The sequence below is a fragment of the Paraburkholderia phosphatilytica genome (genome assembly GCF_003443895.1).
Lineage (GTDB): Bacteria > Pseudomonadota > Gammaproteobacteria > Burkholderiales > Burkholderiaceae > Paraburkholderia > Paraburkholderia phosphatilytica.
The window spans coordinates 62,215-87,558 of sequence record NZ_QQOA01000009.1 but is presented as its reverse complement, the minus strand read 5'-3'; the positions used below and the strand labels follow the sequence as shown (position 1 = coordinate 87,558).

30 protein-coding genes and 2 tRNA genes are annotated in these 25,344 nt (G+C 65.7%); 14 read left to right on the top strand and 18 right to left on the bottom strand.

The genetic code is table 11. From position 1 onward, the window contains the following. Window positions 1-151: 151 nt before the first annotated feature. The gene (gene ppx, locus DVS29_RS11855) at window positions 152-1,735 is read left to right on the top strand and encodes an exopolyphosphatase (protein WP_420816098.1); all 1,584 of its coding nucleotides are present in this window, start codon (window positions 152-154) and stop codon (window positions 1,733-1,735) included. Between the two features lie 169 nt (window positions 1,736-1,904). On the opposite strand, the gene DVS29_RS11850 is transcribed toward ppx, so the two are convergent. After that, the gene (locus tag DVS29_RS11850) at window positions 1,905-2,726 is read right to left on the bottom strand and encodes a GNAT family N-acetyltransferase (protein ID WP_118180656.1); all 822 of its coding nucleotides are present in this window, start codon (window positions 2,724-2,726) and stop codon (window positions 1,905-1,907) included. 229 nt (window positions 2,727-2,955) lie between these two features. Next, entirely contained in the window at window positions 2,956-3,414 is a 459-nt protein-coding gene (sixA, locus tag DVS29_RS11845) for a phosphohistidine phosphatase SixA (protein ID WP_118180655.1), read from the bottom strand. A 185-nt stretch (window positions 3,415-3,599) separates the two neighbouring features. On the opposite strand from sixA, the gene DVS29_RS11840 reads away from it, so the two are divergent. Continuing rightward, window positions 3,600-3,676 (top strand) — tRNA-Pro (locus tag DVS29_RS11840). 89 nt (window positions 3,677-3,765) lie between these two features. Here DVS29_RS11840 and DVS29_RS11835 read toward each other — a convergent pair. Then, complete coding sequence (locus tag DVS29_RS11835; protein WP_118180654.1) at window positions 3,766-4,020, bottom strand: hypothetical protein; 255 nt, start codon at window positions 4,018-4,020, stop codon at window positions 3,766-3,768. A 358-nt stretch (window positions 4,021-4,378) separates the two neighbouring features. Between DVS29_RS11835 and DVS29_RS11830 the strand changes: the two genes are divergently transcribed. Further along, window positions 4,379-4,684, top strand: coding sequence for a hypothetical protein (locus tag DVS29_RS11830; RefSeq protein WP_124800631.1), 306 nt, complete (start codon window positions 4,379-4,381; stop codon window positions 4,682-4,684). Then, window positions 4,681-5,016 carry a hypothetical protein gene (locus DVS29_RS11825; protein WP_124800630.1) on the top strand — a complete coding sequence of 112 codons (336 nt, stop codon included), beginning with the start codon at window positions 4,681-4,683 and terminating at the stop codon, window positions 5,014-5,016. The genes DVS29_RS11830 and DVS29_RS11825 overlap by 4 nt, the downstream gene beginning before the upstream one ends. 204 nt (window positions 5,017-5,220) lie before the next feature. Here the strand turns inward: DVS29_RS11825 and DVS29_RS11820 are convergent, their stop codons facing one another. The 4 genes from DVS29_RS11820 to DVS29_RS11805 all read right to left on the bottom strand — a co-directional run bounded on the left by DVS29_RS11820 (window position 5,221) and on the right by DVS29_RS11805 (window position 7,959). Next, window positions 5,221-5,457, bottom strand: coding sequence for a hypothetical protein (locus DVS29_RS11820; protein ID WP_124800629.1), 237 nt, complete (start codon window positions 5,455-5,457; stop codon window positions 5,221-5,223). 278 nt (window positions 5,458-5,735) lie between these two features. Continuing rightward, entirely contained in the window at window positions 5,736-5,891 is a 156-nt protein-coding gene (locus tag DVS29_RS11815) for a DUF3309 family protein (protein WP_118180650.1), read from the bottom strand. A 146-nt stretch (window positions 5,892-6,037) separates the two neighbouring features. Continuing rightward, window positions 6,038-7,165, bottom strand: a complete 1,128-nt coding sequence (locus DVS29_RS11810) for an S-adenosylmethionine:tRNA ribosyltransferase-isomerase (RefSeq protein WP_118180649.1) — start codon at window positions 7,163-7,165, stop codon at window positions 6,038-6,040. Then, window positions 7,165-7,959, bottom strand: coding sequence for an SDR family oxidoreductase (locus tag DVS29_RS11805; protein WP_118180648.1), 795 nt, complete (start codon window positions 7,957-7,959; stop codon window positions 7,165-7,167). Before DVS29_RS11805 ends, DVS29_RS11810 begins: the two co-directional genes overlap by 1 nt. Window positions 7,960-8,087: 128 nt before the next feature. Here DVS29_RS11805 and DVS29_RS11800 point away from each other — a divergent pair, with 128 nt between their 5' ends. Further along, on the top strand, window positions 8,088-8,657 hold the full coding sequence (locus DVS29_RS11800) for a helix-turn-helix transcriptional regulator (RefSeq protein WP_118180647.1): 570 nt from the start codon (window positions 8,088-8,090) through the stop codon (window positions 8,655-8,657). Between the two features lie 123 nt (window positions 8,658-8,780). Here the strand turns inward: DVS29_RS11800 and DVS29_RS37285 are convergent, their stop codons facing one another. Continuing rightward, window positions 8,781-8,957 (bottom strand): hypothetical protein, encoded by a 177-nt coding sequence (locus tag DVS29_RS37285; protein WP_164707897.1) that lies wholly within the window; start codon window positions 8,955-8,957, stop codon window positions 8,781-8,783. Between the two features lie 205 nt (window positions 8,958-9,162). Here DVS29_RS37285 and DVS29_RS11795 point away from each other — a divergent pair, with 205 nt between their 5' ends. Then, window positions 9,163-9,363, top strand: coding sequence for a hypothetical protein (locus DVS29_RS11795; protein WP_118180646.1), 201 nt, complete (start codon window positions 9,163-9,165; stop codon window positions 9,361-9,363). Between the two features lie 34 nt (window positions 9,364-9,397). Here the strand turns inward: DVS29_RS11795 and DVS29_RS11790 are convergent, their stop codons facing one another. After that, window positions 9,398-9,709: a DUF2288 domain-containing protein gene (locus DVS29_RS11790; protein ID WP_118180645.1), complete on the bottom strand. Its 312-nt coding sequence runs from the start codon at window positions 9,707-9,709 to the stop codon at window positions 9,398-9,400. A gap of 155 nt (window positions 9,710-9,864) precedes the next feature. Between DVS29_RS11790 and DVS29_RS11785 the strand changes: the two genes are divergently transcribed. Further along, the gene (locus DVS29_RS11785) at window positions 9,865-10,614 is read left to right on the top strand and encodes a pentapeptide repeat-containing protein (protein WP_118180644.1); all 750 of its coding nucleotides are present in this window, start codon (window positions 9,865-9,867) and stop codon (window positions 10,612-10,614) included. Between the two features lie 129 nt (window positions 10,615-10,743). Here DVS29_RS11785 and DVS29_RS36865 read toward each other — a convergent pair whose 3' ends face one another. The 4 genes from DVS29_RS36865 to DVS29_RS11770 all read right to left on the bottom strand — a co-directional run bounded on the left by DVS29_RS36865 (window position 10,744) and on the right by DVS29_RS11770 (window position 13,473). Then, on the bottom strand, window positions 10,744-10,983 hold the full coding sequence (locus tag DVS29_RS36865; RefSeq protein WP_124800628.1) for a hypothetical protein: 240 nt from the start codon (window positions 10,981-10,983) through the stop codon (window positions 10,744-10,746). 339 nt (window positions 10,984-11,322) lie between these two features. Next, window positions 11,323-11,649: a hypothetical protein gene (locus DVS29_RS11780; RefSeq protein ID WP_118180643.1), complete on the bottom strand. Its 327-nt coding sequence runs from the start codon at window positions 11,647-11,649 to the stop codon at window positions 11,323-11,325. A 110-nt stretch (window positions 11,650-11,759) separates the two neighbouring features. Continuing rightward, complete coding sequence (locus DVS29_RS11775) at window positions 11,760-12,458, bottom strand: peptidoglycan DD-metalloendopeptidase family protein (RefSeq protein ID WP_118180642.1); 699 nt, start codon at window positions 12,456-12,458, stop codon at window positions 11,760-11,762. Between the two features lie 106 nt (window positions 12,459-12,564). Next, on the bottom strand, window positions 12,565-13,473 hold the full coding sequence (locus DVS29_RS11770; RefSeq protein WP_118180641.1) for an aldose epimerase family protein: 909 nt from the start codon (window positions 13,471-13,473) through the stop codon (window positions 12,565-12,567). A gap of 706 nt (window positions 13,474-14,179) precedes the next feature. On the opposite strand from DVS29_RS11770, the gene DVS29_RS11765 reads away from it, so the two are divergent. Next, window positions 14,180-15,010, top strand: coding sequence for an undecaprenyl-diphosphate phosphatase (locus DVS29_RS11765; RefSeq protein WP_118180640.1), 831 nt, complete (start codon window positions 14,180-14,182; stop codon window positions 15,008-15,010). Window positions 15,011-15,158: 148 nt separating this feature from the next. Then, window positions 15,159-15,235 (top strand) — tRNA-Arg (locus DVS29_RS11760). A gap of 55 nt (window positions 15,236-15,290) precedes the next feature. On the opposite strand, the gene DVS29_RS11755 is transcribed toward DVS29_RS11760, so the two are convergent. Further along, entirely contained in the window at window positions 15,291-15,575 is a 285-nt protein-coding gene (locus tag DVS29_RS11755; protein ID WP_118180639.1) for a DUF1488 family protein, read from the bottom strand. Window positions 15,576-15,792: 217 nt separating this feature from the next. Between DVS29_RS11755 and DVS29_RS36860 the strand changes: the two genes are divergently transcribed. Then, window positions 15,793-16,179, top strand: coding sequence for a hypothetical protein (locus tag DVS29_RS36860; RefSeq protein WP_124800627.1), 387 nt, complete (start codon window positions 15,793-15,795; stop codon window positions 16,177-16,179). A 290-nt stretch (window positions 16,180-16,469) separates the two neighbouring features. After that, on the top strand, window positions 16,470-17,420 hold the full coding sequence (locus DVS29_RS11750; protein ID WP_118180638.1) for a GGDEF domain-containing protein: 951 nt from the start codon (window positions 16,470-16,472) through the stop codon (window positions 17,418-17,420). A gap of 33 nt (window positions 17,421-17,453) precedes the next feature. Here the strand turns inward: DVS29_RS11750 and DVS29_RS11745 are convergent, their stop codons facing one another. Beyond that, a complete protein-coding gene (locus tag DVS29_RS11745) occupies window positions 17,454-17,687 on the bottom strand; it encodes a hypothetical protein (protein ID WP_118180637.1) in 234 nt (77 codons plus the stop codon). 357 nt (window positions 17,688-18,044) lie between these two features. Here DVS29_RS11745 and DVS29_RS11740 point away from each other — a divergent pair, with 357 nt between their 5' ends. Beyond that, window positions 18,045-18,500: an NUDIX hydrolase gene (locus DVS29_RS11740; protein ID WP_118180636.1), complete on the top strand. Its 456-nt coding sequence runs from the start codon at window positions 18,045-18,047 to the stop codon at window positions 18,498-18,500. Window positions 18,501-18,514: 14 nt separating this feature from the next. On the opposite strand, the gene DVS29_RS11735 is transcribed toward DVS29_RS11740, so the two are convergent. Together DVS29_RS11735 and DVS29_RS11730 are read right to left on the bottom strand one after the other, a co-directional pair. Further along, entirely contained in the window at window positions 18,515-19,426 is a 912-nt protein-coding gene (locus tag DVS29_RS11735; RefSeq protein ID WP_118180635.1) for a transporter substrate-binding domain-containing protein, read from the bottom strand. Between the two features lie 157 nt (window positions 19,427-19,583). Beyond that, window positions 19,584-21,308 (bottom strand): glutamine--tRNA ligase/YqeY domain fusion protein, encoded by a 1,725-nt coding sequence (locus DVS29_RS11730; protein ID WP_118180634.1) that lies wholly within the window; start codon window positions 21,306-21,308, stop codon window positions 19,584-19,586. A 192-nt stretch (window positions 21,309-21,500) separates the two neighbouring features. On the opposite strand from DVS29_RS11730, the gene ggt reads away from it, so the two are divergent. Next, on the top strand, window positions 21,501-23,267 hold the full coding sequence (gene ggt, locus DVS29_RS11725) for a gamma-glutamyltransferase (RefSeq protein ID WP_118180633.1): 1,767 nt from the start codon (window positions 21,501-21,503) through the stop codon (window positions 23,265-23,267). A 53-nt stretch (window positions 23,268-23,320) separates the two neighbouring features. Next, window positions 23,321-23,911, top strand: a complete 591-nt coding sequence (locus tag DVS29_RS11720) for an RBBP9/YdeN family alpha/beta hydrolase (protein WP_118180632.1) — start codon at window positions 23,321-23,323, stop codon at window positions 23,909-23,911. On the opposite strand, the gene DVS29_RS11715 is transcribed toward DVS29_RS11720, so the two are convergent. Next, window positions 23,908-25,128, bottom strand: coding sequence for a CaiB/BaiF CoA transferase family protein (locus tag DVS29_RS11715; RefSeq protein WP_118180631.1), 1,221 nt, complete (start codon window positions 25,126-25,128; stop codon window positions 23,908-23,910). The genes DVS29_RS11720 and DVS29_RS11715 overlap by 4 nt on opposite strands. Between the last annotated feature and the right edge of the window lie 216 nt (window positions 25,129-25,344).

Genomic DNA, 25,344 nt, shown 5'->3' with positions numbered 1-25,344 from the left:
TGCGAATATATGACACACGAATTGTCATAAATTCTACGCTGGATTCGGATCGTGTCGTTAATTCGACGCACATGGATGTCATGATGTTGTGCCCGCTCATGCATGCTTCATGCTAGAGGTCAGTCACATCGTGAAATCCACTCCGCTTAGAATGGCGACTTTGAACCGCGACGCCGCCACCACGCGCGGCGCCGTGCTTGCCCGCATGGAGTCAGTACAACCGATGAGCGATACGCCCCACCTTCTTGCCGCCGTTGATCTCGGGTCGAACAGCTTTCGTCTGATCGTGGGCCGCGTCGAAGAGACCGATGCCGGCAGCCAGATCTACCAGGTGGACGCGCTGCGCGAGCCGGTACGACTGGCGGCGGGCCTGTCGAGCGACAAGCGGCTCGACCGCGCGTCGCAGATCCGCGGCTGGGACGCGTTGAAGCGCTTCGGCGAACGCCTGCGCGATTTTCATCCGGACCATGTGCGCGCCGTCGCCACCAACACGCTGCGCATCGCGAAGAACGCCGGCGAATTCCTCGGCGAGGCACAGGTTGCGCTCGGCTTCCCGATCGAGGTGATCGCGGGCCGAGAGGAAGCGCGGCTGATCTATGCGGGCGCCGCACATTCGGTGCCGGCGAGCGCCGGTAAACGGCTCGTCGTCGACATCGGCGGCGGCTCGACCGAATTCATCATCGGCTCGCACTACACGCCGATCAAGATGGAAAGCCTGTACATCGGCTGCGTGAGTCACAGCCGCACGTTCTTCCCGGCGGGCAACGTCGACGAATACACGATGCGCCAGGCGCAGCTCGCCGCCACGCGCGAAATCCAGATCATCTCAAGCGAATATCGCAAGACCGGCTGGGACCAGGCTGTCGGTTCGTCGGGCACGGCCCGCGCGCTTGCCGAACTGGTGGAAGCGAACGACTTCAACGACCCGGGCGTCACGCACGGTATCTCGCGCGGTGGCCTCGAGCGGCTGAAGCGCGCGCTCATCAAGGCGGAGAACGTCAACCGCCTGAAGCTCATCGCGCTGAAGCCGGACCGCATTCCGGTGCTCGCGGGCGGACTGTCGATCATGATCGCGGTGTTCGACGAGCTCGGCATCGATTACGTCGACACGACCGATGGCGCGCTGCGCCTCGGCGTGCTCTACGACCTGCTCGGCCGTTCGCAGCACGAAGACATGCGCACGGTGACGGTCGAAGGCTTCATGCGGCGCTATGGCGTCGATCGCGCGCAGGCGGCGCGAATCGGCGATCTGTCGGTGAACTTCTACACCCAGCTCGACGAGCCCGACGACGAAGCGCGCGCGGAGAACAGCGTGTTCCTCGGCTGGGCGGCGTCGCTGCACGAAATCGGTCTGTCGATCTCGCACAGCGCCTATCACAAGCACTCGGCCTATATCGCGAGCAACGCCGACATGCCTGGCTTCTCGCGCACCGATCAGGCGCGGCTCGCGGCGCTCGTCGTCGGTCATGCGGGCAAGCTCGGCAAGCTGTCGCAGACCCGCGACATCGAATGGCCGCTGCTGTTTTGCCTGCGTCTCGCGTCGTTGCTGTGCCGTCGCCGTGCGGACATCGGATTGCCCGAGATCAAGGTCGCGCAGGCGAACGGCGGGTACGAGGTGCGGCTGCCGAACGACTGGGTCGCGAACAACCCGCTCACCGACTACAGCTTGAGCCAGGAAGCGGCGGAATGGGAAAAGATCGGGATTCCTTATCGCGTCGTCTACACGGAAGATTGAGCTTGCTGCGGCGATGCTGAACAGCGTGTAGCATTCGCGCCGCTGGGCATGCTGCCCCTGATTCAAAACGAAACAGCCTGACCGACATTGCGTCGGTCAGGCTGTTTGCATTGATGCGGCAGTATTCGCACGCGAGACGCCGTTTGACGTCTCGCGTTCGTGCGTTGCCTCAGCGCGGCAGTGCGTCGCCGAGGAAGTGGCGTGCGTAGCGCGCGTTGATGTCCGACAGACGGAACAGCGTCAGGAAGTCGGCCGTATTGAAGTCCGGATCCCAGGCCGGCGCGCCGCAGATCTTCGCGCCGAGACGCAGATAACCCTTGACGAGCGGCGGCGGTGCGACGCGCGTGCCAGTCGCGAGTTCGTCGATCGGCAGCGGCGTGTGCGGGAACGCGCGGTATTCGGCCGGCGTCAGCGATTCGTCGCGCAGCGAGCAGTAGAGGTTCGCCGCGTAGTGGCCGCCGTCGGCCATCGCAACGCTCGCGCAGCCGAGCATCGTTTCGTAGCCGTTCTGCTGCATGTACGCGCCGAGACCGCCCCACAGCGACATGATGACCGAGCCGCTGCGATAGTCGGCGTGCACGCACGAGCGGCCCACTTCGACCATCTTCGTGCGCAGATGCGTGAGGCGCGACACGTCGAACTCGCTCTCCGCATACAGGCGGCCGATGCGCGCGGCCTGGTGCGGCGGCAGCACGCGGTACGTGCCGACCACCTTCAGCGTGTCGAGGTCGCGCACGATCAGGTGATCGCAGTACGCATCGAACGCATCCACATCGAGACCGACCGGCCCGTGCAGACGCGCGCCCATTTCTTCCGCGAAGACCTGGTAGCGCAGACGCTGCGCTTCGCGAAGCTCTTCGTCGGTGCGAGCCCACGCAACCTGCAGACGGTGCGTCGCGGTGACCGCTTCTTCGGTGCGGGGCAGGCGGCGGCGCGATTCGAACGGAAGGATCGAAGCGAATGGCAGGGTAGGCGTCGGCAGTTCTCGCATTGGCGCTCCTGTTCGAAAAATGGGAAAACTAAATTTTTGCCAATGTAGTAACGCCTGGTGACGCTCACGTGGCACGACGGTGACGGTTCAATGACTATTCGTAAGCTTGTCTTCGAAACGCCGCGCCAAGCCTCGCTTTCGCGCGTGTTGGGGTGTCGGTGTGGGTAAGGATCGATCTCGGGCTAGACGCGTCGGCTGTTGTAATCAGCCGACGGTGAGCCAGGTCGTGTCATGCGAGTTCGGGACTCAGCGCGGCGAGCAGTACCGCCTGGTCGTTGCCGCCACGTTCGTGGCTCGCGAGCCACCAGACGGCGCCTTTCTTGATCGAGATGCTGGCCTCGTTCGCGCCGAGCAGTCTCGCGACGACTTCGCCGAGCGTGGGCTGATGGCCGACCACCACCACGGTCGGTGCGATGCCCTGCGGCCAGCCTGCGGCTGCGAGGATGTCGTCGGCGCTCGCGCCCGGCGCAATCTCGCGGACGATGCGGTACTGGTCCGTCAGCGCCTCGACCGTTTGCACCGTGCGCGCGGCGGGGCTGACGAGCAGCACGGCGTTGTCTTCGAGCCGCCCGCGCAGCCATTTCGCGATGTTCTGCGCCTGCTTGCGTCCGCGTGGCGTGAGTTGCCGCGCGAGGTCGCTCGACGCCGTGTCTTCGGCTTCCGCGTGGCGCCAGAGGATCAGGTTCATGGTGTGTCTCCTGTGTGCAGTCATGAGCGGCTGTGCAATGGCCGTACCTTGCCGGACGGTTGTGTCGGCACGGTGTGTCGCGAGTTCGAATGGCGTGAGGGCGTCGGGCCGGATTGACGCTTGCGATCGTATGTTGCGCTACGATTGACGCGGGTGTGCACCAGCAAGTAGAATCGCAGATTCGTCGGAGCGTAGCGCAGCCTGGTAGCGCATCTGATTTGGGATCAGAGGGTCGAAGGTTCGAATCCTTTCGCTCCGACCAAAAGAATCAAAGGGTTACGCGATTTTCGCGTAACCCTTTTTTCTTTCGGGTATCGCGCAACCTCGGCACAAGCCGGCCTTGGCGCACCCTCAATCCGCTTCGTCCATCGTCACGCTGCTGCGCCTCATATACACGGCAAACCCGGCGATGATCACGGCGGCTGCGAGGTCGACAGCCAGCAGAACCGGCAGCGGGTTCTCCCATTTGTCCATGTTGACGGTCCGGCTATAGTACGGCGGTCCATCGCCATAGGCCTCGCTCAGATCAACCCAGTTGAAGGCGACAACCAGCAGCAGCATGACGACCAGTGCGAGACCGGTCAGAACGCGGGTGGTTTGGTTCATGGCTCGATATGCATCAGCCCGGTTTCAACAACCGCCGCAGTTTAACCGCATTCATCTGACTAAAGTTCATCGGATAATCGCTTCACGCAATATGCATGAACGAGTAATCGCCGATCGAATATCTCGCGCGAGGTTTTTGAAAACCGCGCAATTGAAAAATGAAAGCACCCTTACCGGATATATTCGGCGCGTCCGCCATCTGCGCCGGTATCCGGGTGTGACGCATCGAATGCCCATTTACCAGCGAATCGGTCGGATAATCGAAAATCCGGTTGCGCCGTCGTGCCTGCAATATCGACCCTCATTCTCCGTGGCACACAGGATGCGGCGCTAACGGAAACGTTTCGGGAGTTTCTTCATGCAGACACTCCGGGATGGGCTGAAAAAGCTCGAAGCGGCAGATCGGAGGATCGAACAGGCAACACGTGAGGTGGAGCGGCAGGCCCGCGAAGTCGCGGAAGTGCAGCGCCGCGGCGAGAACACGGCGAGCGCGTTGCACCTGCTTTCCGTGATGCAGGGCACGCTCGCGACGTGGTGTGCGCACCGGGTGCTGATCACGCAGGAGCTTGAACGGCTCGCCGGCGACGCGTTCGAACACAAGGCCGGGCCATCGCGGCCGGAACCCGGGCGACGCGACACGACTCGGCGCAACTCGCGGCCGTGAGCGCGATGACCGGCGCCACGCTTCATGCGCGCGGGCCCGCGGTTTGCTATCACAGCAGGCCCTTTCGCCCGTGCGCCGCCATGAACGCCTACCTGTCCGATCTGTTCCAGCAACTCAGCGCTGCCAATACGCAGATCCTGGCGATGACACTCGACGTTCAGTCGAAACGCGTCTACATCGAGCTGATGCGCCGGCTGGATACGGACGTCACGGTGGAGGTGAGCGCGCTGCTGCTGATGGTCGAGCAGCTGCTGCGCTGGCACGCGCTCCGCAGCCGTATCAAGCGCTCGATTGCGCGCGAAACGGGCAGAAACGGGCAGGGCGTGACGTAAAACGGACCAGAAAGGGACGGTAATACGCGTTGTGTGCGCCACCGCACGTATGGCGATGGACGATCACATTTTGCGTTGGAATACTGGGTTCCCGCGCTCGTCGTTAGTGTGCGTGTGGAGACCACAAGACCAGGACCGGGCACGGCGGTACGTTCCAGAGAGAACGGCCGCCGTTGCTTTTTTGGGGTCACCGGGCGGACGGCGTCAGGATTGATGGGCGCCCGGTAGTGCCGCGGGCCAGCGCTTCAGGCGCCGCAGAATGCCGCGGTCGCCGCCCAGCCGGTACACGGCGAGCAACAGCCCTTCGACGTTTTTCAGCACGACATAGACACTGCCTTCCAGCGTTTCCACCTGCGAGCGCAGCATGCACGGCGCACTCGCCACCCCTATTCTGCTGCGCTCGAATGCAGCCGCAGCGAGTTCCAGCAAACCCGATTTCACATGCACTTCCATGCATCAACCCTATAGTCGTTTGTTTTGGGCAAGTGTATCGCGAAAGGGTGAATGAATTTAGTAATGTTTCTTTCGATGCATGTCAGGATTTACGCTAACTGTGCGATTCGCAAAACAGGAAATCTATCGTCGTGAGAGGCGATTCGAAGCGGCGATTCCGCACGGCCGATAATCCGGAAAATCGCCCGCGCCGAATCGCTGCTTAATCCCCCGTGGAAAATCGCGCCTCTCAGCGATGCACATCGATCAGCATGACGAATCAATCGCTAGATTCGCCCGGTCAACAGCAGCACGATCACGATGATCAGCACGATGCCGAGCAGACCGGTCGGCTGGTAACCCCACGAGCGGCTGTGCGGCCACGCGGGAAACGCGCCGATCAGCAGCAGGATCAGTACGACGAGCAGGATGGTTCCAAGCATTCGATCTCTCCCTGATGTTCATGTTCGCGGGAGGAACGCACACGCCCGCGCATCGTCTGGACGGGTCCGCATCGAAGCCGCGGACCCTGTGCCGATGGCAGCAATCGATATGCCCAACGCGCGTTTCAAGCGGGTTCAAGCGGGGTTCAGGCGACCGGCGCCGTCGCTGCTTCATCGTCTCGCGCGTCATCGCAGCCGCAGTCCTGCATGGCGCGGATCGAGCGCGGCACGGACCGTTCGAGCCACACCGAGTCGCCGAATTCGTGCGTGCGGTAATCGTGCCGTTCAAGCGCGGCCGTGATGCGCGCAAGCGTCGCGCGGTCCGTGAACGCATGCAGCAGCTCGTAGTGGCTCGTGTCCGGTTCGTGCGTGCCGGACAGCAGCACGTCGACGACGCGCAGCGTCGTGCGCGGACCGATCCGCTGCGTCGCGATGCCGTGGCCGGCCCGCACGTGGCCATCGTTGCCATCGCGGCTCGCCGCGTGTTCGAGCGCGCGCACGACCGTCGTACCGACCGCAATCACTCGGCCGCGTCGCGCGTGCGTCGCTTCGATCAGCGCGGCGGTCGCGGCGGGAATCCGGTACGGTTCGTCGAGCGGCAGCAGGCGGTCGAGCGCCGCATCGCCCGTCGACGACAGGCCGGCTGCGTGCGTCAGCGTCGCGAACGCCACACCGCGTGCGCGCCACGCGTCGAGCATGCGCCAGTCGAGCGCGAAGCCCGCGGACGGCGGCTCGAACGCGACCGGCTGGGCCGCGAACGGCGTCCAGGTGTCCCACAGCGCGAGCGCGTCGGGCACGTGCTCGTACTGCACGGGTCTGCCGTGCGCGGCGATCGCCTGCCAGATGCGCGCGCTGTCGCCGTCGAAGCGCAGCTCGACGAAACGCGCATGGCCGTGCATGCGCACGACGGTTGCGCGCAGCGCCGTGCCGAACGCGAGCCGGTCGCCCATACGCAGCGCGGGCGGGGCCGCGCGCGCTTCGGTCGGCGTATGGAAATCGCCGGCGCCGAACACGAACGCGCTGAAGCACGACACGGCGTGCCCGTCGAGTGACGCGCGGCCGGCGAGCCGCACCTCGATCGGCGCATCGCTGCGCAGATGCACGCCGGCGAGGCTCGCCGGCAAAGTCGCGGCATCGTTGGCGATCACGCAATCGCCGCGGCGCGGCAGCATATCGAGCGTCGCGCGCGAACGATCGTCGATGCGGCCGCAACGATCGACGACCAGCAGGCGCGCATCGCGCGGACGCTCGGCAGGTGACGTGGCGGCGCGCATCAGCGGTCTCCATGCGTGGCGGCGGCGAGCGCCGTGGACTCAGCGATGGTTTCAGCAGCGAAGCCATCGCGCAGCATCAGCAGTTCGTCGGCGATCAGATCGACGCATTCGCGCGCCGCGTCGGCTGGCTGCCGCAGCGTCGAACGATCGGCGTCGGGGATGGCGAGCGCGTGCAGCGGCGTGTCCATGTCGCCGGGATCGAACGAACGCAGACGGATGCGTTCGCGCGCGAGCTCCGCGTCCCAGATGCGCGTCAGGTGCCGCAGCGCCGCCTTGCTCGCGCCATACGCGCCCCAGTCCGGATACGGTTCGACCGCGGCATCGCTCGTCACATTGACGACGAGCGCGCCGCCGCGTTCGCGCGCGCTCGACGCGAGCGAGCCGAGCAGCGCCTTCGTCAGCCGGAACGGCCCGACGAGGTTGGTCGCCAGCGTGGCCTCGAGATCTTCGGAGGCGGTGTCGGCGAGCGGCGCGAGCGGCACCGGCCCGAGCGACGATGCGTTGTTGATCAGCACGTCGAGGCCGCCCAGCAGCCCCGCGATCTGCAATGCGAGCGGATAGATCGCGTCCTTGTCCGCGATGTCGCCGACGATTCCGGCGACGTCCGCGCGCGTCGCGCTGACCTGCGCGACGCGCGCCGCGGTACGCGCGATGAACGCTACTTTCGCGCCGCGCTCGCGCAGCGCATCGACGAGCGCCAGTCCGAGTCCCGACGTGCCGCCGGTGATCGCGACGCGCACGCCGGACAGATCGCGCGCGCCGGGTGAGGGTGAATGCGTTGATGTGTGAGCCATCGAAAGTCTCCGTAGAGACCGCGTCGCGCCAAGGCTATGCGATGCGCCGCGGTCGATGGCCCGATAATAGGGATCGCCCCGCCGTCGCCTAAGCGCGATGTCCAACCTCTTGTCATAAGGTCGATACGATGGACGAGTCCGAGCAGGCCGCGCAGCATCTCGCCCGCAACCTGGTGTCGCTGCGGCATACGCGGTCGCTGACGCAGGAGGCGCTGGCCAAAGCGGCGGGCGTGCCGCGCTCGACGATCGCGAATCTGGAGTCGGGCGAGGGCAATCCGTCGCTGACGGTGCTGATGAAGGTGGCGGGCGCGCTCGGCGCTCCACTCGATGAACTGCTCGCGTCGCCGCGCGCGAAAGTGCGGCGCTGGACCGCCGAAGACGTACCCGCGCAGAGCCGCGGCAATGGCCTCACGATTCGTCCGCTGGTGCCGGAGCCGATGCCGGACGGCATTCTCGACACGATGCGTTTCGCGCCCGGCGGCTATATGCGCGGCACGCCGCATCTGCCTGGCACGCGCGAGTACTTCACCTGTCTGTCAGGCTCGGTGGCGGTGTTCGTCGCGGGCGAGCGGCATGGCCTGAGCGCGGGCGAAGTGCTTGCGTTTCCAGGGCACGTGCCGCATTCATATCGCAACGAAGACGCCGGCCGCGAAGCGTTCGGGGTATCGATCGTCGTGCTGGCGAAGTCGGGGGTTTGAGTGGGCACTGAGCGGGCACGCGCTCGCCGCCCGCCTGGCGCGAACAGGCGCGCACGCAGACGTTACCTGCGTTCCGCGCAGGCATCGTCGCGGCGCAGAGTCGTCCGCTAGTCGTTCGCTGGGTCAGTCGTGATGACGGAACCGGCGATCGAACACATGATGCGCAGCAAGCCAGTGATGGACCATGCCTTCACCGTCGTGCTCGCGTTTGTACAGCCGGGATTCGAATATCGTCAGGCCGATCAGCACCAGCAAGCCGACCGACAGTCCAATCAGTCCGGCGATAGTTTCAGCATCCATGGCAGCCTCCTTCGTCGATCGCAGCCACTGGTTACATAGTAGGCCAGGAATCGCGGCGGCGGAAAGCGCGGCTCGGGAGTCCGATACGCCGTAAGCGCCGGAAAGGGTGGGTTGTGTTGCGCTGCGGCGGTCGCGATTGCATTTCGCGCTTTACGGGTAGACTTTCGCGGCGGCGTGATGGTCACGCCGCCCGTTCCGAGAGCCTATGAAGTCCAAGAACCTGCTGCTTGCCCTGTCGTTCGCGCTTGGCGCGATCGCGCTGACCGGTTGCGCCGACGACCCGACGTATCACCCGCATCATCCGCCTCAGGATCCGCCCGATTATCACGGCGTGCCGACCGACACCCGCCCGCCGTCGATGCTCGACGATGCGCCGCCGGCTGCGGCACCGCAGCAGCCGCAGTGACCTGCGGGGGGATGCGGCCGCGGCGCCTAGCCGCCTAGCCGCGCTGCTGCACGCAGACCCAGGGCGACACGACGACCGCCCAGAGTTCGGGATCGCCCGCCGCCCAGCCGGCGGCGGTGTCCGCCTGCAGGCGTTCGACGAGACCCGCCGACAGCCATTGCGCGACCTGATTCTTTTCGTCGCTGGCGACTGCTTCGGCGACGCTCACGAGATCGAGGTCCCCAGCCACCCGCAGCAGCATGCCGCGCGCGAAAAAGCGTTCCAGCTCGGACCAGGCGATCTTCGCGGTTTCGCCGAGCAGTTTCTGGTAAAGCGCGCTGTGGGACGGGGTGTCGCTGGAACTCATCGCGTGGACTTCGGGCCGATGGCCGGCCCGGTGAATACATGAATCGGGTTGGGGCCGTTACTATAAACCATCGCGGCCGCGCACCCGTCCGCATGCGGCCACAGGCCGATGCGGTCCACGGTCCCGCCGCTGCCCACACCAGAACGAAGTCGATCATGCACAAGCCTTCCAACCCTCACCCCGCCCGCACGCTCGCAGCACAGACGGCCCTTCGCGACCAACCCCTCGATGTGATCAGCGATGCGGCGCTCGGACGCGACGACGTCGAGCGCCTGCTGGCAGGCGCGTCAGGCGGTGCGCTGCGTTTCGAACAATGCGACTTCGAGTTCACGGACCTGTCCCGGCTCGATCTGCGTGGCTGCGAGTTCTATCGCTGCGCGCTCGCGGAGACGTCGCTGTTCGGCGCGTCGCTTGCCGGAACGCGCTGGGTGAGGTGCCGCGCTCGGCAGGCCGACTTCGCGTCCGCAGATCTCGTCGACGCGGCGTTCGAAGCGTGCGATCTGAACAGCACGAACTGGCGCCGCGCGAAGCTCGCCTCGGCCGTGTACACCGGCTGCAAGCTGACCGGCGCGAACTTCGAGGAGAGCGCGACGCTCGGCTTGAGCTTCGTCGAAACGCTGCTGGTGGGTGCGCACCTGCGCGGCCTGTCGTTTCGCAACGCGACGCTGCGTCAACTCGATTTCTCCGACGCCGATCTCGAAGGCGCGGATTTCCGCGACGCGGTGTTCGATGGCGGCAGCCTGAAAGATGCGCATCTGAAACGCGCGCGCTTCGACGGCGCCGATCTGCGTTCGGTCGATCTGAGCGGTGTCCGGTTGAGCGACGCAACGCTATTTCGCGGCGCGACGATTTCGTACGAGCAGGCCGCGATGCTCGTCGCGGAGCTGGGGCTGAAGGTGATGTGAAGTCGTCCTGAGCGAATCACCACTGCCAAAATCGTCCGGGTTAATACCGGGATTTCTACGCATGCTATTTGCGCGAAATTGGTGTTTCTATATCTGCAATGCGCGCGGCCGTTTTTGTCTGGGTTAATGTCATTTTTGCGGTTGGCTGGAGGCGACCTGCGTGCTATGGTGCGTTGGCGCACGCTCGATTAAAAGAAAACTAAAGTCCGCAAAATGCGCTTTAAACGGTCGTAATGCCGTGCTGAAATGAAGATCCGGAATCGTTTGCGCGTGGTCGCGCTGCGCAGCGCAAGACGCGAACAGGCCGCATAAAGCCTTGTTCTCAAGGCAGAAAACCAGCGCCGGCGGCGCTCGCCACGCCGAATCCATCGCGCCGCATCAAGTCACTTGTTTCGGGTTGCTTAATGGCTGGATTCCGTTCACGGAATGCGGACTCCGTGCGCAATGTCACATTTGCGCTTCAATTAATCGATTGCAGTGCTTAGGGACGGTTGATAGATTTCGTCTCGGCGCATGGTGAACCGGTCCTTTGCCGATATGCGCCGAACCCCCGTTCGCCCGGCCACGAGCCGGGCATTTTTTTTATCCGCTTCGCGAATATCGCCGGGTGTCCGGATCCCATGCGCGGGTCGCACGCGCGGACGGCTTCGCTGCCATCTTGCCGTCAGGAACGTTTCCGTATGACAAGCAACGCGCTCAAAGCCGGCGTCATTGCTTGCACTGAACGACCATCGAGCGGTTCTTCACGTTCGCGCCGAAAATGCCGCCGAGCGTGCCGCCCGATGTCGCGCCCTTGTCGACGTCCTTCGAAATCACGTCGTAGCCGTAGTTGCCGCAGACCTCGCCCGCGCGCTTGTAGCACTCGGCCCAGCTTTCGCTCGCGTCGCTGCCGCTGCAGTTGATCGCGAAGCCGGTCTGTCCGTTCGGCAGGTAGGTCATCGTCGTCGTGCTGGAGCAGCCGGCCAGGCTGCCGGCCGCGAGCGCGGTGGCGAGGAGGGCGCCGCGGACAAGCGCGGAGGCGAAAACGGGTTTCATCGATGGTGTCCTGTGATTGAAGCCGCGAGCGAGGCTCGCGGCGGATGACAGATGGAGCCCGGCGGATGGCGCCAGGTTCCCGGTGAGGGGCCGTTCGCCGTCCCGCGGGATTACCGCGGCGGCAGCGCGCGCGCCGGATCGATCGACTTGCCCGCGTAACGCAGCTCGAAGTGCAGCATCACGCGGTCGCTGTCCGTGTCGCCGACTTCCGCGATCTTCTGCCCCTGCGCGACGCTCTGGCCTTCCTTCACGAGCAGCGCGCTGTTGTGCGCGTAGGCGGTCAGGTAGTCGGCGTTGTGCTTGATGATCAGCAGATTGCCGTAACCGCGCAGCCCGTTGCCAGCATAAACGACCGTGCCCGCTGCTGCCGCGACGACAGGCGCGCCTGCGTTGCCTGCGATGTCGATGCCTTTCGAACTGGTGCCGTTGAAGCCGCGGATCACCGGGCCGCCGGTCGGCCAGATCAGGGTGATCGGTGCGGCCGGCGCCGCCGGCGTGTCCGCCGTGCCGCGCGACGCCTCCGGCGCGGGCGCGGCGCGCGGTGCGGCACTGTCGCCTCGACTCCCGGTCACGGTGCCCGCCGGCGGCGTCACGCGCAGCACCTGGCCGACTTCGATCGCATCCGCGTTCGACAGACTGTTCCAGCGCACGATGCTCTGCACCGACGTGCGGTTCGAGCGCGCGATCTTCGACAGCGTGTCGCCCCGCTCGACCCGGTAGAAGCCCGGCCCGACCGGCGCCGAGCCGCACGCGGCAAGCGCGGCGACGAGCGACAGCGCGACGAGCCGCGTCATTGTTGTTCCGAACATTGGACCTCGCAAAACCCCGCCGCGCACCGATCCCCGCCGATGCAGGCCGCGCGTCAGGTCAAACCCCGGATTCTAGCGGTTTTGCGAAGCGCATCCCGAAACCGGATCAGGCCAGGTCGCCCACGTGGATACGCAGCGTGGCCGTCTCGGTGGCCCCGGCGGCGAGCCAGCGCAGGCCGAGACCGTTGTGGATCGCGTCCGGCAGGCCGAGCCACGGCTCGATGCAGTAGAAGTCGGATTCGGGCGCTTCGGTCCACGTCGTGACGCAATACCAGGGCACCGAGTCGGGCCGCTGCAGGTCGATCGTGATCGCCCGGTTCAGTCCGGGCGCGACGAGTCGCACCGGCCGCTCGGGCGCGCCGTCCAGGCAGTGGAAGCGGTCGAGAATCCGGTCTTCGTCGAGCGTATAGGACGGCGAACCGGGCTCGGCCGGCGCGATCGCGCCGTCGGGCTGCTGGAAGCGCCGCTGCGTGCGCGGCAGCTCGAGCACCGTTTCCGCGCGCTGCGTGTGCGGCAGTGTGAAGTAGAAGTGGTGGCCAGCGTAGTAGGGTAATGCGGCGTCGCCGGTGTTGGCGGTGGTCAGCGTGACGTCCAGCGTCGCGTCGTCCGCGAGCCGGTAGTGCGCCTCGAAGCGGAAGCCGAACGGGTAGCCGGCGCGGGTGGTGTCGCTGTCGGCGAGCGTCATCCGCAGGCCCTGCTGGTCGGCGTCGATCGCGGTGGCGAACGGCAGATCCCGCGCGAAGCCGTGCATTGGCAGATCGCGCACCGTACCGTTCGCGTCGCGCCAGCGGCCGATTTCACCGTCCACCCGATGGCGGCCGAGGAACGGGAACAGCAGCGGATTGCCGCCGCGGATTCGGGCGGGATGGCTCCAGTCGGCGTGATCGGGCCAGTGGATCACCGATTGTCCGTCACGGTGCCAGGAGAGCAGTCGGCCGCCGGCTTGCGGCGCGAAGCGGAGCAGCGAGGCGCCGTGCGTGATCTCGATGACAGGCTGTTGCTGGAATTGCGGCATGGTGGGCGACAGGTTGGTCGAAGAACCGCCAGTTTAAACGCCGCCGTGCCACGGCCAGGCGAAATCCGCGCGGGCGCGGCGACCATCCTAAGGGGAAACCCTTTGGGGAAATTGCGGGTGTTACCGCACGGACAGGCGCAACGATAATCGACACTCGGTCCGGCCATCCCGCCGCCGGACGCAACGCATCCCGGAGGCGAAATGGATATCGCAATGGCTATGGGCGTATCGCTGTTCGGAATGTTCACCGTTAGCACGGTATATTTCTTTTACAAAGTCGCGCGCTGAGCTGATCGGCTGAGTCTGGCCGCCGGGTTCGATCGAGGTTTGGTTGGTCAACCGGCTGCGGCCGGCGTTCAGCATCGACCCGCGCATCGCTCTACGCCTTGTCACGGCGGCCCTGAGGGCGTCCGCACGCAGGGCGGTACAAGCGTATCGCCGGTTCCACACGGGCCGGCACAGGCGTCGCGGCGCCTGCTTCCCTCTCGCGCAACGTGGCCGCGGTCTGTTCGGCCGCGCATTGCGGCCTGCCCCTTTCGGTGATCTAATCCCCGCTGCCTTCATCATGATGCGGCGCGGCAAACCCTGCCCGCTCGTACGACTGCCGGTTCGTGGCGCGGCACGCGCGTCCCCGGCATAATCGTGCGCGATCCGCGCCGGCCGCTCGCATCCGGCGCATCCATCCATTCATCGAGAGGACCGACGCGTGAGCCTGTGGTTTCTGATCTTTCTGAGCGTCTTGCAAGGCGTCACTGAACTCTTCCCCGTGAGCAGCCTCGGGCACACGCTGCTCGTGCCCGGCGTGATGGGTATGCATATCGACAAGCACGCGCCGCAGCTGCTGCCGTTCCTCGTCGCGCTGCATCTCGGCACCGCGCTCGCGCTGCTCTGGTACTTCCGCGACCGCTGGGTCGCGCTGTTCCGTGGCTTCTTCGCGTCGCTCGGCGGTCGCCGCAACGACGATGGTCACATGATGTGGGCGCTGATCATCGGCACGATTCCGGCCGGCATCGTGGGTCTCGTGCTGGAGAAGCCGCTCGAGCGCCTCTTTCACGACCTGCGGATCGTCGCGATCGCGCTGATCGTGAACGGCGTGCTGCTGTGGTTCGGCGACCGGTTGCAGCGCTCGCGCGCGCATCGTCCTCCGGAGAAGCTGACGTTCGGGCAGGCGTTTCTGGTGGGAATCGCGCAGGTCGGCGCGCTGATCCCGGGCTTCTCGCGCAGCGGGCTGACGATGATCGCCGGGAATGCGGTGGGCCTGACGGCGGAACGTGCCGCGGAATTCGCGTTTCTGCTCGGTACGCCGATCATCTTCGCGGCGGGTCTGCTGGAACTGCCGAAGCTGCTGCATGCGCCGGGGCAACTGGGCGACGCGGTGCTGGGCGGCGTGCTGACCGCGATCGCGGCGTACCTGAGCGTGCGCTTCCTGATGCGCTATTTCGAAGGGCGCGGCCGTCTCGCGTCGTTCGGTGTCTACTGCGTGATCGCCGGGCTCGCGTTCCTCGGCTGGTTCGTGCTGCATCCGCAACCCGTATAGCCGGTGCGAGCGACGGCCGGCGCGCACCGGCCTTGCAAAGCACACGAAAGCGATCGGTTATAATCCGGGCCCGGCTTCGCTGGCGGGCCGCCTCCCCGTGCGATAGTCTGCGGTGGAGGCCCGGTGTAGCATCTTTTTCTCTTCGAATGCGGCAGTAGCTCAGCTGGATAGAGCATCGGCCTTCTAAGCCGAGGGTCGGGGGTTCGAGTCCCTCCTGCCGTGCCAATGTGGCAACACGCGTGGCAAGACGCTGGCAAGCCCGGCGCAGGATGCCGCGCCGTTACCGCCGGATCCCGAAATCCGCCGGCGTCAGCACGATCCTGTCGACGTGACGTTCGCCGCCCGAGGTCAGCAGCTTGCGCTCCGCGACGGCCGTGATCCGGCGTCGGCCGTCTTCGAAAATCTTCAGCACGCGGTTCTCCGCCGCGCCGCGTTGCAGCCAGAAATGTTCTTCGAGCGCCTTGCGGGTCACGGCACATTCGAATTCGCGTCCGCGCGCGGATACGGCGAATACCACCTCCTGTCCATCCGCCGACATGCTGGGCCTGACCTCGATCATTTCCATAGTGCACCTCGTTAAGGCTCAGAAAGCATCTTAATGACTATCGGTCCCTTCCATTGTGACCGGTAAGTGAAACGCTGGGCGATCGATTCGTTTATGCGCAATGCGGGTCGTCATGTGCGGAAGCGATCGATGCGGGCTGCACGACCGTCGCCGGAGGCGCAAGCGCTGCGGCGGACGCGGTTCCTCGCGGATGCCAGTGTCGGGGAAGGAGACGAGCGTGACCGGCACGTCCGCTACAAGACGCGTGGACACTGGTGATTTTGCAGAGAGCATAGCGTCGGATTGGTGCGCTGCGATTCGGTCGTCATTGGAGGATTTCATGCATCGCGCATTGTTTGTGTCTTGCACGATCGACGTCCGGCGAACTTCTGCAAATGCTGTGCCCGTTTCCCGCATACCCGATCAACACGGCGCTGCCGGCATCGTGACCCTTGAAGAAGCGCATGCCGCCTCGTTCTTCGCGGAGCGGACAGTCGATCCGCCGAAGCGTCGGCAGCGTACGACGAATGACGCTTTGCAAAAACTGCCGCGCGTCGTAGCAATCCGAGGGCCATTTCTGCAATCACGCGGGATCGCGGGTCGTCATACGGCCGTTTTTGTCTGACGATTTTTTACCGATTTGCGGATGCGAATTGGCGGTAAAAGCTGCCATTGTTCGAAGCATTGCCTTGACGGGCGGGGCGTAGACTTCGATCTGTCTCCACGTTCTCCGTGATTCCGGTTCATCGCAGCCGGATCGTCGGGACGTTCCACGCGCCGCGGGCAACTGTCCGCGGCGTTTTTCTAGAGAAACGACGGGAGACAGGGTTCGCGGCCGCCACGGCCACTGGAACGTTCGAATGCGTTCCGGTCGGGCTGGCGGACGCGCTGACCAGAACGACAAGCATATTGGCCATGAGATCGATACAGGACCTTGGTACTGACGACGCGGCCCAGGAGGCGCTGCTGTGCGCACTCGACGGCAAGCACACACTGGTCGCGATCTACGACTCGAGCGACCGGCTGGTCTTCGCGAATAGCGCGTTCCGGCATGCGTTCCAGCTGCGACGCGACGACAGCGAGATCACCTTCGTCGACCTGGTGATGCACGCCGCGCTGCATCGCTGCGGGACCCGCATCGAAGGGGAGGACGCGCTCGCGTTCATCGCCCGCGCGCAGGACCGTCGCCGCGCGAATCCGGGGCAGCGCAGCTTCGCCGCGGAACTCTTCGACGGCCGCTGGTTCTGGATGACGGAAACGCTGCTGGACAACGGCTGGCTCGCCGTCGTCGGCTCCGACGTGTCACAGCTCCGGTCCACCGACGAAGCGTGGATCGCGGCGCATGATCGCGTGATCCAGGAAGCGCGTCTCGACGTGCTGACGGGGCTCGCGAACCGGCGCCACACGATGGCGTCGCTCGGGCTCGCGATCACCGCCGCGCAAGGCGCCGAAACACCGCTGACGGTGGCGCTCGTCGACCTCGATCACTTCAAGCGTATCAACGACGTGCACGGCCACGCCGCCGGCGACGCGGTGCTGCGCGATTTCGGCGAGGTCTGCAAGCGCGCGACGCGGCAGTCGGACATCGCGGGCCGCATCGGCGGCGAAGAATTTCTCGTGGTGTTTCCGGGGACGTCGGTGGAGCACGGCGCGTCCGCGGTCGAGCGGATGCGCGTGCAGGTGCAGAACCGCCGCGTGTCGATTGCCGAAGACCACGTGATCAGCTATTCGTTTTCCGCGGGCGTGTGCCGCCTGGAGCAGGGCGAGGATCTGAACGCGACGCTCGCGCGCGCGGACCGGGCGCTGTATTCGGCGAAGCGGGGAGGACGGAACCGGACGGTGACCTGGAGCGCGCGGCTCGCGTGAGCGCGCGGCAGTACCGCCGCACGTCGACGGTGTTCAGGCCGTGAGCACGAGCTCGCAGACCGCCATCAGCACGACGAACGACAGCAGCAGGCAGACGACGCCCGCGCGTGTGAGCGCGGCGTGCCAGCGCGGCCGCGGCAGCACGCCGGCCGGCAGCGGCGACGGCGCGGCGATCGACGCATCGCGACGCGCGACGAGCGGGATCAGCGCGATGCTGATCAGCGTCAGCATCAGGGCGAAACAGCGAAGGGCGAACGAGTAGTCCATGGATGGCTGCGAGGGACGGGCGACGTGGGCAGGGGCCGCCGTTGACGGCCAATCCGTCGATCGTCGCCGGTTGCTTTCCCGCCGACCATCGGAGCGTTCCGAATCCGGAAACGAGATCGTCGATTCACACCCAACGATCCGTCCCTCATCGACGTGACGGTCACATCCCGCGTGCTATGCTTTTCGGAAGACCTGCCGCGGCAAGCTGTGCCGCGCCGCTAGCGGGCAATCGTCATCTTCCGAGAGATTCTTCATGCCGACGCTCATCCAACGTCCGTCGCCCACTCACGCGGGCGCCTTCGCCGCCGTCCTGCTGGTGCCTGCCGGCTCCGCGGCCTGGCAGCTGCGGAAGCGCTGATGGGTGAGCGCGTCATCTCGTGCGGGGTCGTGCTGCTCGACCCCGACGGTCGCGTGCTGCTCGCGCACGCCACCGAGACCTCCCATTGGGATATCCCGAAAGGGCACGGCGAACCCGACGAGCCACGCATCGTCACCGCGTTGCGCGAACTGGTCGAGGAAACCGGCATCATGCTCGACGAAGCGCGCCTCGTCGATCTCGGCCGCTTCGTCTACCGGCGCGACAAGGACCTGCATCTGTTCGCGGCGCGCGCGCAAGGCGACGAACTCGATCTGTCGAAGTGCGTGTGCGTGTCGATGTTCCCGCGCTACAGCGACGGCCAGATGATTCCCGAGATGGACGCGTGGCGCTGGGTCGCGCCGGCGGAAGTCGACCGTTTTGCGAGCCGCAGTCTCGCGAGGCTGTTCGGCACCACGCTGTCGCTGGCCGACGTGCACGCCCGCCTCACGCAGTGACGTAGGCGCGCCGCTCAATCCAGCGCGCGGTCGTTCGGGTGCGCGAACATATCGCGCATCTGCGGGGAGAGCGGGTAGTTGAGATTGGTGCCGTGCGGTGGAATCGGCTGCGTGAACCACGTGTCGTACAGCCGCGCGGCTTCGCCGGACGTCTCCATTGTGCCGACCACGTCGTTCACCAGCTTGCGGAACGGCGCGTCGCCCTTGCGGAACATGCATGCATACGCTTCCGTCGCGAGCGGCGAGCCGGTGACCTCGAACTCGTCGGGGTGCGGATCCGCGGCCCGTGTGCCGTACAGGATCGGTTCGTCCATCACGAACGCGACCGCGCGCCCGGACTTCACCATCGCGAACGCTTCCGGATGATCCTTCACCGCCGCGATCCGCATGTTCAGCTGCTTCGCGCTGTTGAGTTCGCGCAGCAGGCGCTCGTCGGACGTGCCGGCGGTCGTGACGACCGGTTTACCCGCGAGGTCCTGGAAGTCCTTGATATGCGAACTTTTTCGCACGAGCATCCGCACCGAGTACATGAAGAAGCTGTACGAAAACGCCGCCTGGTTCTCGCGGTCGCGGGTATGCGTGGTCGAGCCGCACTCGAGATCGATCTGGTTGTTCACGAGCAGCGACACCCGGTTCGACGAATTGACCGGCACCTCGCGCACCTTCAGGTCGGGAAGGTTCAACGTCTTGCGGATTTCGTCGATGATCCGTTGCGCGATCGCGTAGGAATAGCCGACCGTGTGCTGCCCGTTGGAGTACGCGAACGGAATCGACGCTTCGCGCACGCCGAGCAGCACGACGCGATCGTCATGGATCTTCTTGAGCGTGCCGGTGAGATCCTGTGCATGCGCCGCGAACGGCGCGCACAGCACGGCGGCGGCGAGCAGTGTCAGGCCGGCGAGCGGACGGCGGACAGCCAGGTGCATCGTTCCTCCCGGATCGTCGCGGGACGCGACGTCGCGCCCCTCAGCCACGGATACGGTCAATACGACATCGGTTTGTTCTGTACGGCTTCCATCCACGGCTGCGGCGGCTTTCTGGCGAAGCCGCGCTGGACGCACGGCACGCATGCACGCGTCCGGATCAGGCCGGCTTGCCCCAGGTATCGCGCAGACCCACGATCCGGTTGAAAACCGGCTTGCCCGGTTTTGAATCATAGCGGTCCGCGACGAAATAGCCATGTCGCTCGAACTGGAAACGCTGTTCGGGTTCGGCGTTTTCCGCGCCGGGTTCGAGATACGCGTTCATCACGCGCTTCGAATCCGGGTTGAGCGCCTCGAGGAAGTCGCGCCCGCCTGCATCGGGTTGCGGCTCGCGGAACAGCCGGTCGTACACGCGGACTTCGGCCGGCTTCGCGTGCGCGACGCTCAGCCAGTGAATGTTTCCCTTCACCTTGTAGTTGTTCGCGCCTTCCGTGCCCGAGCGGCTGTCCGGGAAGTAGTTGCAGTGGACCGCGATCACGTTGCCGTGCTCGTCCTTCTCCGCGCCGGTGCATTCGATCACGTAGCCGTAGCGCAGCCGCACCTTGTTGCCCGGGAACAGCCGGAAATAACCCTTCGGCGGCGTTTCCGTGAAGTCGTCGCGCTCGATCCACAGCTCGCGGGTCAGCGGGAACGTGCGATTGCCGCGCTCCGGATGATGCGGATGCACGGGCGCGCTGCACTCGTCGCTCTGGCCTTCCGGGTAGTTGTCGATGATCAGCTTGAGCGGGTCGAGCACGGCCGCCGTGCGCGGCGCCTTGTCGTCGAGGTCGTCGCGCAGCGCGCCTTCGAACACGCTCATGTCGATCCACGAATCGACCTTGGTGATGCCGATGCGCTCGCAGAAGAGCTTGATGCCTTCGGGTGTAAAACCGCGGCGACGCACGCCGACGATGGTCGGCATGCGCGGATCGTCCCAGCCGTCGACGTGGCCTTCGGTGACGAGCTGCAGCAGCTTGCGCTTGCTCGTGATCGCATAGGTCAGGTTCAGGCGCGAGAATTCGATCTGCTGCGGCAGCGGACGCGTGAAGATGCCGGCGCTCGCGAGTTCGTCGAGAATCCAGTCGTAGAGCGGCCGGTGATCTTCGAACTCCAGCGTGCACAGCGAATGCGTGATGTTCTCGAGCGCATCCGAAATGCAGTGCGTGTAGTCGTACATCGGGTACACGCACCACGTGTCGCCGGTGCGGTAGTGATGCGCGAAACGGATCCGGTAGATTACCGGGTCGCGCATGTTGAAGTTCGGCGACGCCATGTCGATCTTCGCGCGCAGCACGTGCTCGCCTTCCTTGAACTCGCCCGCCTTCATGCGGCGGAACAGGTCGAGGTTCTCGTCGACGCTGCGCTCGCGATAGCGCGACGGCGTGCCGGCTTCCGTGGCCGAGCCGCGGTTCGCGCGGATTTCTTCGGCCGTCTGGCTGTCCACGTAGGCCTTGCCGCGCGTGATCAGCAGTTCGGCGAATTCGTAGAGCTTGTCGTAGTAGTCGCTCGCGAAGTACAGGTGCTCTTCGTTTTCCTTCGTCCATTCGAAGCCGAGCCACTTCACGGCGTCGACGATCGATTCGACGTACTCGAAGCTTTCCTTTTCCGGATTCGTGTCGTCGAAGCGCAGATGGCACACGCCGCCATAGCTCTGCGCGATGCCGAAGTTCAGGCAGATGCTCTTCGCGTGGCCGATGTGCAGATAGCCGTTCGGCTCCGGCGGGAAACGCGTTTCGACGCGCGAGCCCCATTTGCCCGAGCGATTGTCGTCGTCGATGATGTTGCGGATGAAGTTGGAGGCCGTCGGCGCGTCGTTGCGGTCTGCGTCTTTGGTTTCGATATTCATGCGTGAAGGAGTAGGTCGTTCCGGAGCTTCGCGCTCCGCTGATCCGTCAATTCTACCTGAGCCACCCCATTGCAGCAGCCGTGCGGCATCGAGGTGAGCCCGGGCGTGTGGACGATGCGCTGTGCGGCCGGCCGTATTGCGCGAAATCCGCGGGTTGTGCAAGATGCGCGCTGGTTTAGAGGAGTCCCGTCGATGGCCGATCCGATGCACGACGCGCCGCGCGCGTCCATCACCGGGCGTGCGCTGCACGTCTTTGCTTTCCCCTCGCTGCTCATCGCCGCGTGCCTGACCGGCTTCCTGCCCGCCGCGCCCGCGTTCGCGAAGAAGCCCCCGCCGCCGGTACTGACGGCCGCGGCCGCCGCGGTGCCGGACAGCTACAGCGCAGCCGCCGCGAAGGAAATCTTCGCCGAAGGCGGCAATGCCGTCGATGCCGCGGTCGCGATCGCGTTCACGCTCGCCGTCACATATCCGGATGCCGGCAACATCGGCGGCGGCGGGTTCATGACGCTCTACGTGGACAACAAGCCGTATTTCCTCGACTACCGCGAGGTCGCGCCGCAAGGGGCGACGAAGGAGATGTACCTCGACGACAAAGGCAACGTCGAGCCCGACGCGAGCCTCGTCGGCTATCGCGCGGTGGGCGTGCCCGGCACCGTCGACGGGATGTGGGAAGCGCAGAAGCGCTTCGGCAAGCTCAAGTGGAAACAGGTGCTCGCGCCCGCGATCAAATACGCGTCCGACGGCTTCGTCGTGCAGCCCTGGCTGCAGAAGCGGCACGACTACGCCGCGCGCAGCTTCGCCGGCAAGACCAATTTCGACGTCTATTTTTCAGGCCTGAAAGCGGGCGCGACATTCCGTCAGCCGGAGCTTGCCGAAACGCTGAAGCGGATCGCGAGCGATGGCGGCCGCGAGTTCTACGAGGGCCGTACGGCCGATCTGATCTCGACCGCGATGTACGGCCACGGTCTCGTGTCGAAACAGGACCTGCAGCGCTATCACGCGGTGTGGCGCGATCCGCTGACGGCCGACTGGAACGGCTACCAGATCGTCACCGCGCCGCCGCCCAGTTCCGGCGGCGTGGGCCTGATCCAGCTGCTGAAGATGAAGGCGGACCTGAAGCCCGCATTCGACGGCGTGCAGCTCAATTCGGTGCCGTACATCCATCTGGTTTCGCAGATGGAAGACCGCGTGTTCGCGGATCGCCAGCAGTACCTGGGCGACCCCGATTCGTACAAGATTCCGGTCGCGAAACTGCTCGACGACAGCTACCTCGCGTCGCGCGCCGCCGAAGTGAAAGCGGACGCCGCGCCCGGTGCGACGGGCGTGAAGCCGGGCCTCGGCGACACGATGCCGGAGCGCGCGCAGACCACGCACTTCTCGGTCGTCGACCAGTGGGGCAACGCGGTGTCGAACACCTACACGCTGAACGGTCCGTTCGGCGCGGGCGTGGTGGTGGACGGCGCGGGCTTCCTGCTCAACGACGAGATGGACGACTTCGTGACGAAGCCGGGCACGACGAACCAGTTCGGCGTGACGGGCGACGAGGTCAACACGATCGCGCCGGGGCGCCGGCCGCTGTCGTCGATGGCGCCGACCATCCTGCTGAAAGACGGCAATGTCGCGCTCGTGATCGGCACGCCCGGCGGCTCGCGGATCTTCACGACGATCTTCCAGGTGATGACCGACCTGTTCGACTTCGGCATGGCGCCGCAGGACGCGCTCGCCGCGATGCGCTTCCACCACCAGCTGATTCCGCCGACCACGATCTTCTACGAGCCGTACGCGCCGATCACCGGCGACCTCGCGGACGCGCTGAAGGCGAAGGGCTACAAGCTGGAGGGCCAGCCCTTCAACGGCGACGTGCAAATGGTGCGGGTGAACGGCACGACGCCCGAAGCCGACTCGGATCCGCGCGGCGCGGGCGTCGGCGCGGTGTTTCCGCTGAGCCCTTCGAAGTGACCACGCCCGCGCAATCGCTGAATTCACCTACGTCACTTACGACACGAACCGCCATGAAGCAGCCCTCCGCCGCAAGCGACTACGACGTGCTGATCCTGCCGGGCTGGCAGAATTCCGGCCCGGGACACTGGCAATCGCGCTGGGAAGCGCGGCACGCGAGCTTCACGCGCGTGCCGATGACCGACTGGAACCAGGCTGACCGCGACGCGTGGTGCCGCACGCTCGATGCAACCGTGGCCGCAAAAGCCGCGGCGGGACGCGCGGTGCGCTTCGCCGCGCACAGCCTGGGCTGCCTGACGGTCGCGTTCTGGGCCGCGCGGTACGCGACGCCGGAGGTGCTGCGTCACGTGCAGGGCGCGCTGCTCGTGGCGGTGCCGGACCCTGCCGCGCCGGCGTTTCCGCATGAAGGTTCGAGCGGCTTTGCGTCGGCGCCGCTCGAGCTGTTGCCGTTTCCGAGCATCGTCGTGTCGAGCAGCGACGATCCGTTCGGCGGCGAGCGCTATTCGCTCGCGTGCGCCGATGCGTGGGGCAGCCGCTGGATCGGCATCGGTCCGCGCGGCCATATCAACGCCGACAGCGGCCTCGGCGACTGGGCCGAGGGGCTCGGCTGGCTAGGTGAGCTGCAGGAGCCGCAGGCGCCCTAGATCACCACTTTCGCGCGCAGCGCGGCGATCTGCGCGTCGTCGTAGCCGAGCACGTCGCGCAGGATCTCCGCGGTGTGCTCGCCGAGCGTCGGCGGATGGCGGAGCGCTTCGGGCGGCGTCGCGCTCATGTTGATCGGGTTGCGCACCAGCTTCACCGTGCCGCCCGACGGATGCGGCAGATTCACCTGCAGGCCGCGCGCGATCACCTGCTCGTTGTCGAACACTTCGGCGAGGTCGTTGATCGGCCCGCAGGGCACGCCGGACGCCTCGAGCGCCGCGATCCATTCGGCCTTGCTGCGCTTCCTGACCATCTCGGCCAGCAACGGCACCAGCGCCTCGCGGTTGCGCACGCGCGCCGGATTGGTGGCGAAGCGTTCGTCGTCGGCGAATTCGGGGCGCCCGCCCGCTTCGACGAACTTGCGGTACTGCCCGTCGTTGCCCACCGCGACGATGATCCAGCTGTCGCTCGTCTGGAACGTCTGGTAGGGCACGATGTTCTGGTGCGCGTTGCCCTGGCGCACCGGCGCCTTGCCGCTCGCCAGGTAGTTCGTGTTCATGTTCGCGAGCATCGCGACCTGCACGTCGAGCAACGCCATGTCGATGTACTGGCCTTCGCCCGTGCGATCCCGATGCGCGAGCGCCGACAGGATCGCGACCGTCGAGTACATGCCCGTCATCAGGTCCGCGATCGCGACGCCCGCCTTCTGCGGGCCGCCGCCCGGCAGCGCGTCGCGCTCGCCGGTGATGCTCATGAAGCCGCCGATGCCCTGGATGATGAAGTCGTAGCCCGCGCGCTGCGCGTACGGTCCGGTCTGCCCGAAACCCGTCACCGAGCAGTAGACGAGGTCCGGCTTCACCGCTTTCAGCGATGCGTAGTCGAGCCCGTATTTCTTCAGCTGCCCGACCTTGTAGTTCTCCATCACGACGTCGCTCTGCGCGGCCAGCTCGCGGACGATCCGCTGGCCCTCTGGCGTGGCGATATCCACCGTCACCGAGCGCTTGTTGCGGTTCGCCGAGAGGTAATACGCGGCTTCCGCGGTGTCTTCTCCCGCCGGCGTCTGCAGGTACGGCGGCCCCCAGTGACGCGTGTCGTCGCCGGCGCCGGGGCGCTCCACCTTGATCACGTCGGCGCCGAAATCGGCGAGGGTCTGCGCGCACCACGGCCCGGCGAGCACGCGGGTGAGATCGAGTACGCGGATGTGACTGAGAGCGCCCATGAGCTGTTCGTGTCTCCTGTAGATCGAGGCCGCGCGGTGCCACGGCCGATGTGACGCATCTTAAGCGATTCCTTCGTTCGAGCCACCCCGGCCGAACGGCCAACGTGCCGTCCGGCCAAGCCGTGGCGCCCGCCGGAGGCGTCCGATCCCGTATAATCGATCGTTCCGGTATCAACCGACTCACGAATCGCTGGCGTCTTCGTCGATGCCGCCAGA

Bases quoted from the DNA above. Each gene is read 5' to 3' on its own strand.
- DVS29_RS11730 (WP_118180634.1), bottom strand. From the start codon at position 21,308: ATGAATATCGAAACCAAAGACGCAGACCGCAACGACGCGCCGACGGCC.
- DVS29_RS11850 (WP_118180656.1), bottom strand. From the start codon at position 2,726: ATGCGAGAACTGCCGACGCCTACCCTGCCATTCGCTTCGATCCTTCCG.
- DVS29_RS11755 (WP_118180639.1), bottom strand. From the start codon at position 15,575: ATGGAAATGATCGAGGTCAGGCCCAGCATGTCGGCGGATGGACAGGAG.
- DVS29_RS11770 (WP_118180641.1), bottom strand. From the start codon at position 13,473: ATGCCGCAATTCCAGCAACAGCCTGTCATCGAGATCACGCACGGCGCC.
- ppx (WP_420816098.1), top strand. From the start codon at position 152: ATGGCGACTTTGAACCGCGACGCCGCCACCACGCGCGGCGCCGTGCTT.
- DVS29_RS11835 (WP_118180654.1), bottom strand. From the start codon at position 4,020: ATGAACCAAACCACCCGCGTTCTGACCGGTCTCGCACTGGTCGTCATG.
- DVS29_RS11745 (WP_118180637.1), bottom strand. From the start codon at position 17,687: ATGGACTACTCGTTCGCCCTTCGCTGTTTCGCCCTGATGCTGACGCTG.
- DVS29_RS11720 (WP_118180632.1), top strand. From the start codon at position 23,321: ATGAAGCAGCCCTCCGCCGCAAGCGACTACGACGTGCTGATCCTGCCG.
- DVS29_RS11750 (WP_118180638.1), top strand. From the start codon at position 16,470: ATGAGATCGATACAGGACCTTGGTACTGACGACGCGGCCCAGGAGGCG.
- DVS29_RS36865 (WP_124800628.1), bottom strand. From the start codon at position 10,983: ATGGATTCGGCGTGGCGAGCGCCGCCGGCGCTGGTTTTCTGCCTTGAG.
- DVS29_RS11740 (WP_118180636.1), top strand. From the start codon at position 18,045: ATGGGTGAGCGCGTCATCTCGTGCGGGGTCGTGCTGCTCGACCCCGAC.
- DVS29_RS11785 (WP_118180644.1), top strand. From the start codon at position 9,865: ATGCACAAGCCTTCCAACCCTCACCCCGCCCGCACGCTCGCAGCACAG.
- ggt (WP_118180633.1), top strand. From the start codon at position 21,501: ATGGCCGATCCGATGCACGACGCGCCGCGCGCGTCCATCACCGGGCGT.
- DVS29_RS11830 (WP_124800631.1), top strand. From the start codon at position 4,379: ATGCAGACACTCCGGGATGGGCTGAAAAAGCTCGAAGCGGCAGATCGG.
- DVS29_RS11815 (WP_118180650.1), bottom strand. From the start codon at position 5,891: ATGCTTGGAACCATCCTGCTCGTCGTACTGATCCTGCTGCTGATCGGC.
- DVS29_RS11735 (WP_118180635.1), bottom strand. From the start codon at position 19,426: ATGCACCTGGCTGTCCGCCGTCCGCTCGCCGGCCTGACACTGCTCGCC.
- DVS29_RS11800 (WP_118180647.1), top strand. From the start codon at position 8,088: ATGGACGAGTCCGAGCAGGCCGCGCAGCATCTCGCCCGCAACCTGGTG.
- DVS29_RS11805 (WP_118180648.1), bottom strand. From the start codon at position 7,959: ATGGCTCACACATCAACGCATTCACCCTCACCCGGCGCGCGCGATCTG.
- DVS29_RS11775 (WP_118180642.1), bottom strand. From the start codon at position 12,458: ATGTTCGGAACAACAATGACGCGGCTCGTCGCGCTGTCGCTCGTCGCC.
- DVS29_RS11715 (WP_118180631.1), bottom strand. From the start codon at position 25,128: ATGGGCGCTCTCAGTCACATCCGCGTACTCGATCTCACCCGCGTGCTC.
- DVS29_RS11795 (WP_118180646.1), top strand. From the start codon at position 9,163: ATGAAGTCCAAGAACCTGCTGCTTGCCCTGTCGTTCGCGCTTGGCGCG.
- sixA (WP_118180655.1), bottom strand. From the start codon at position 3,414: ATGAACCTGATCCTCTGGCGCCACGCGGAAGCCGAAGACACGGCGTCG.
- DVS29_RS11810 (WP_118180649.1), bottom strand. From the start codon at position 7,165: ATGCGCGCCGCCACGTCACCTGCCGAGCGTCCGCGCGATGCGCGCCTG.
- DVS29_RS37285 (WP_164707897.1), bottom strand. From the start codon at position 8,957: ATGGATGCTGAAACTATCGCCGGACTGATTGGACTGTCGGTCGGCTTG.
- DVS29_RS11790 (WP_118180645.1), bottom strand. From the start codon at position 9,709: ATGAGTTCCAGCGACACCCCGTCCCACAGCGCGCTTTACCAGAAACTG.
- DVS29_RS11780 (WP_118180643.1), bottom strand. From the start codon at position 11,649: ATGAAACCCGTTTTCGCCTCCGCGCTTGTCCGCGGCGCCCTCCTCGCC.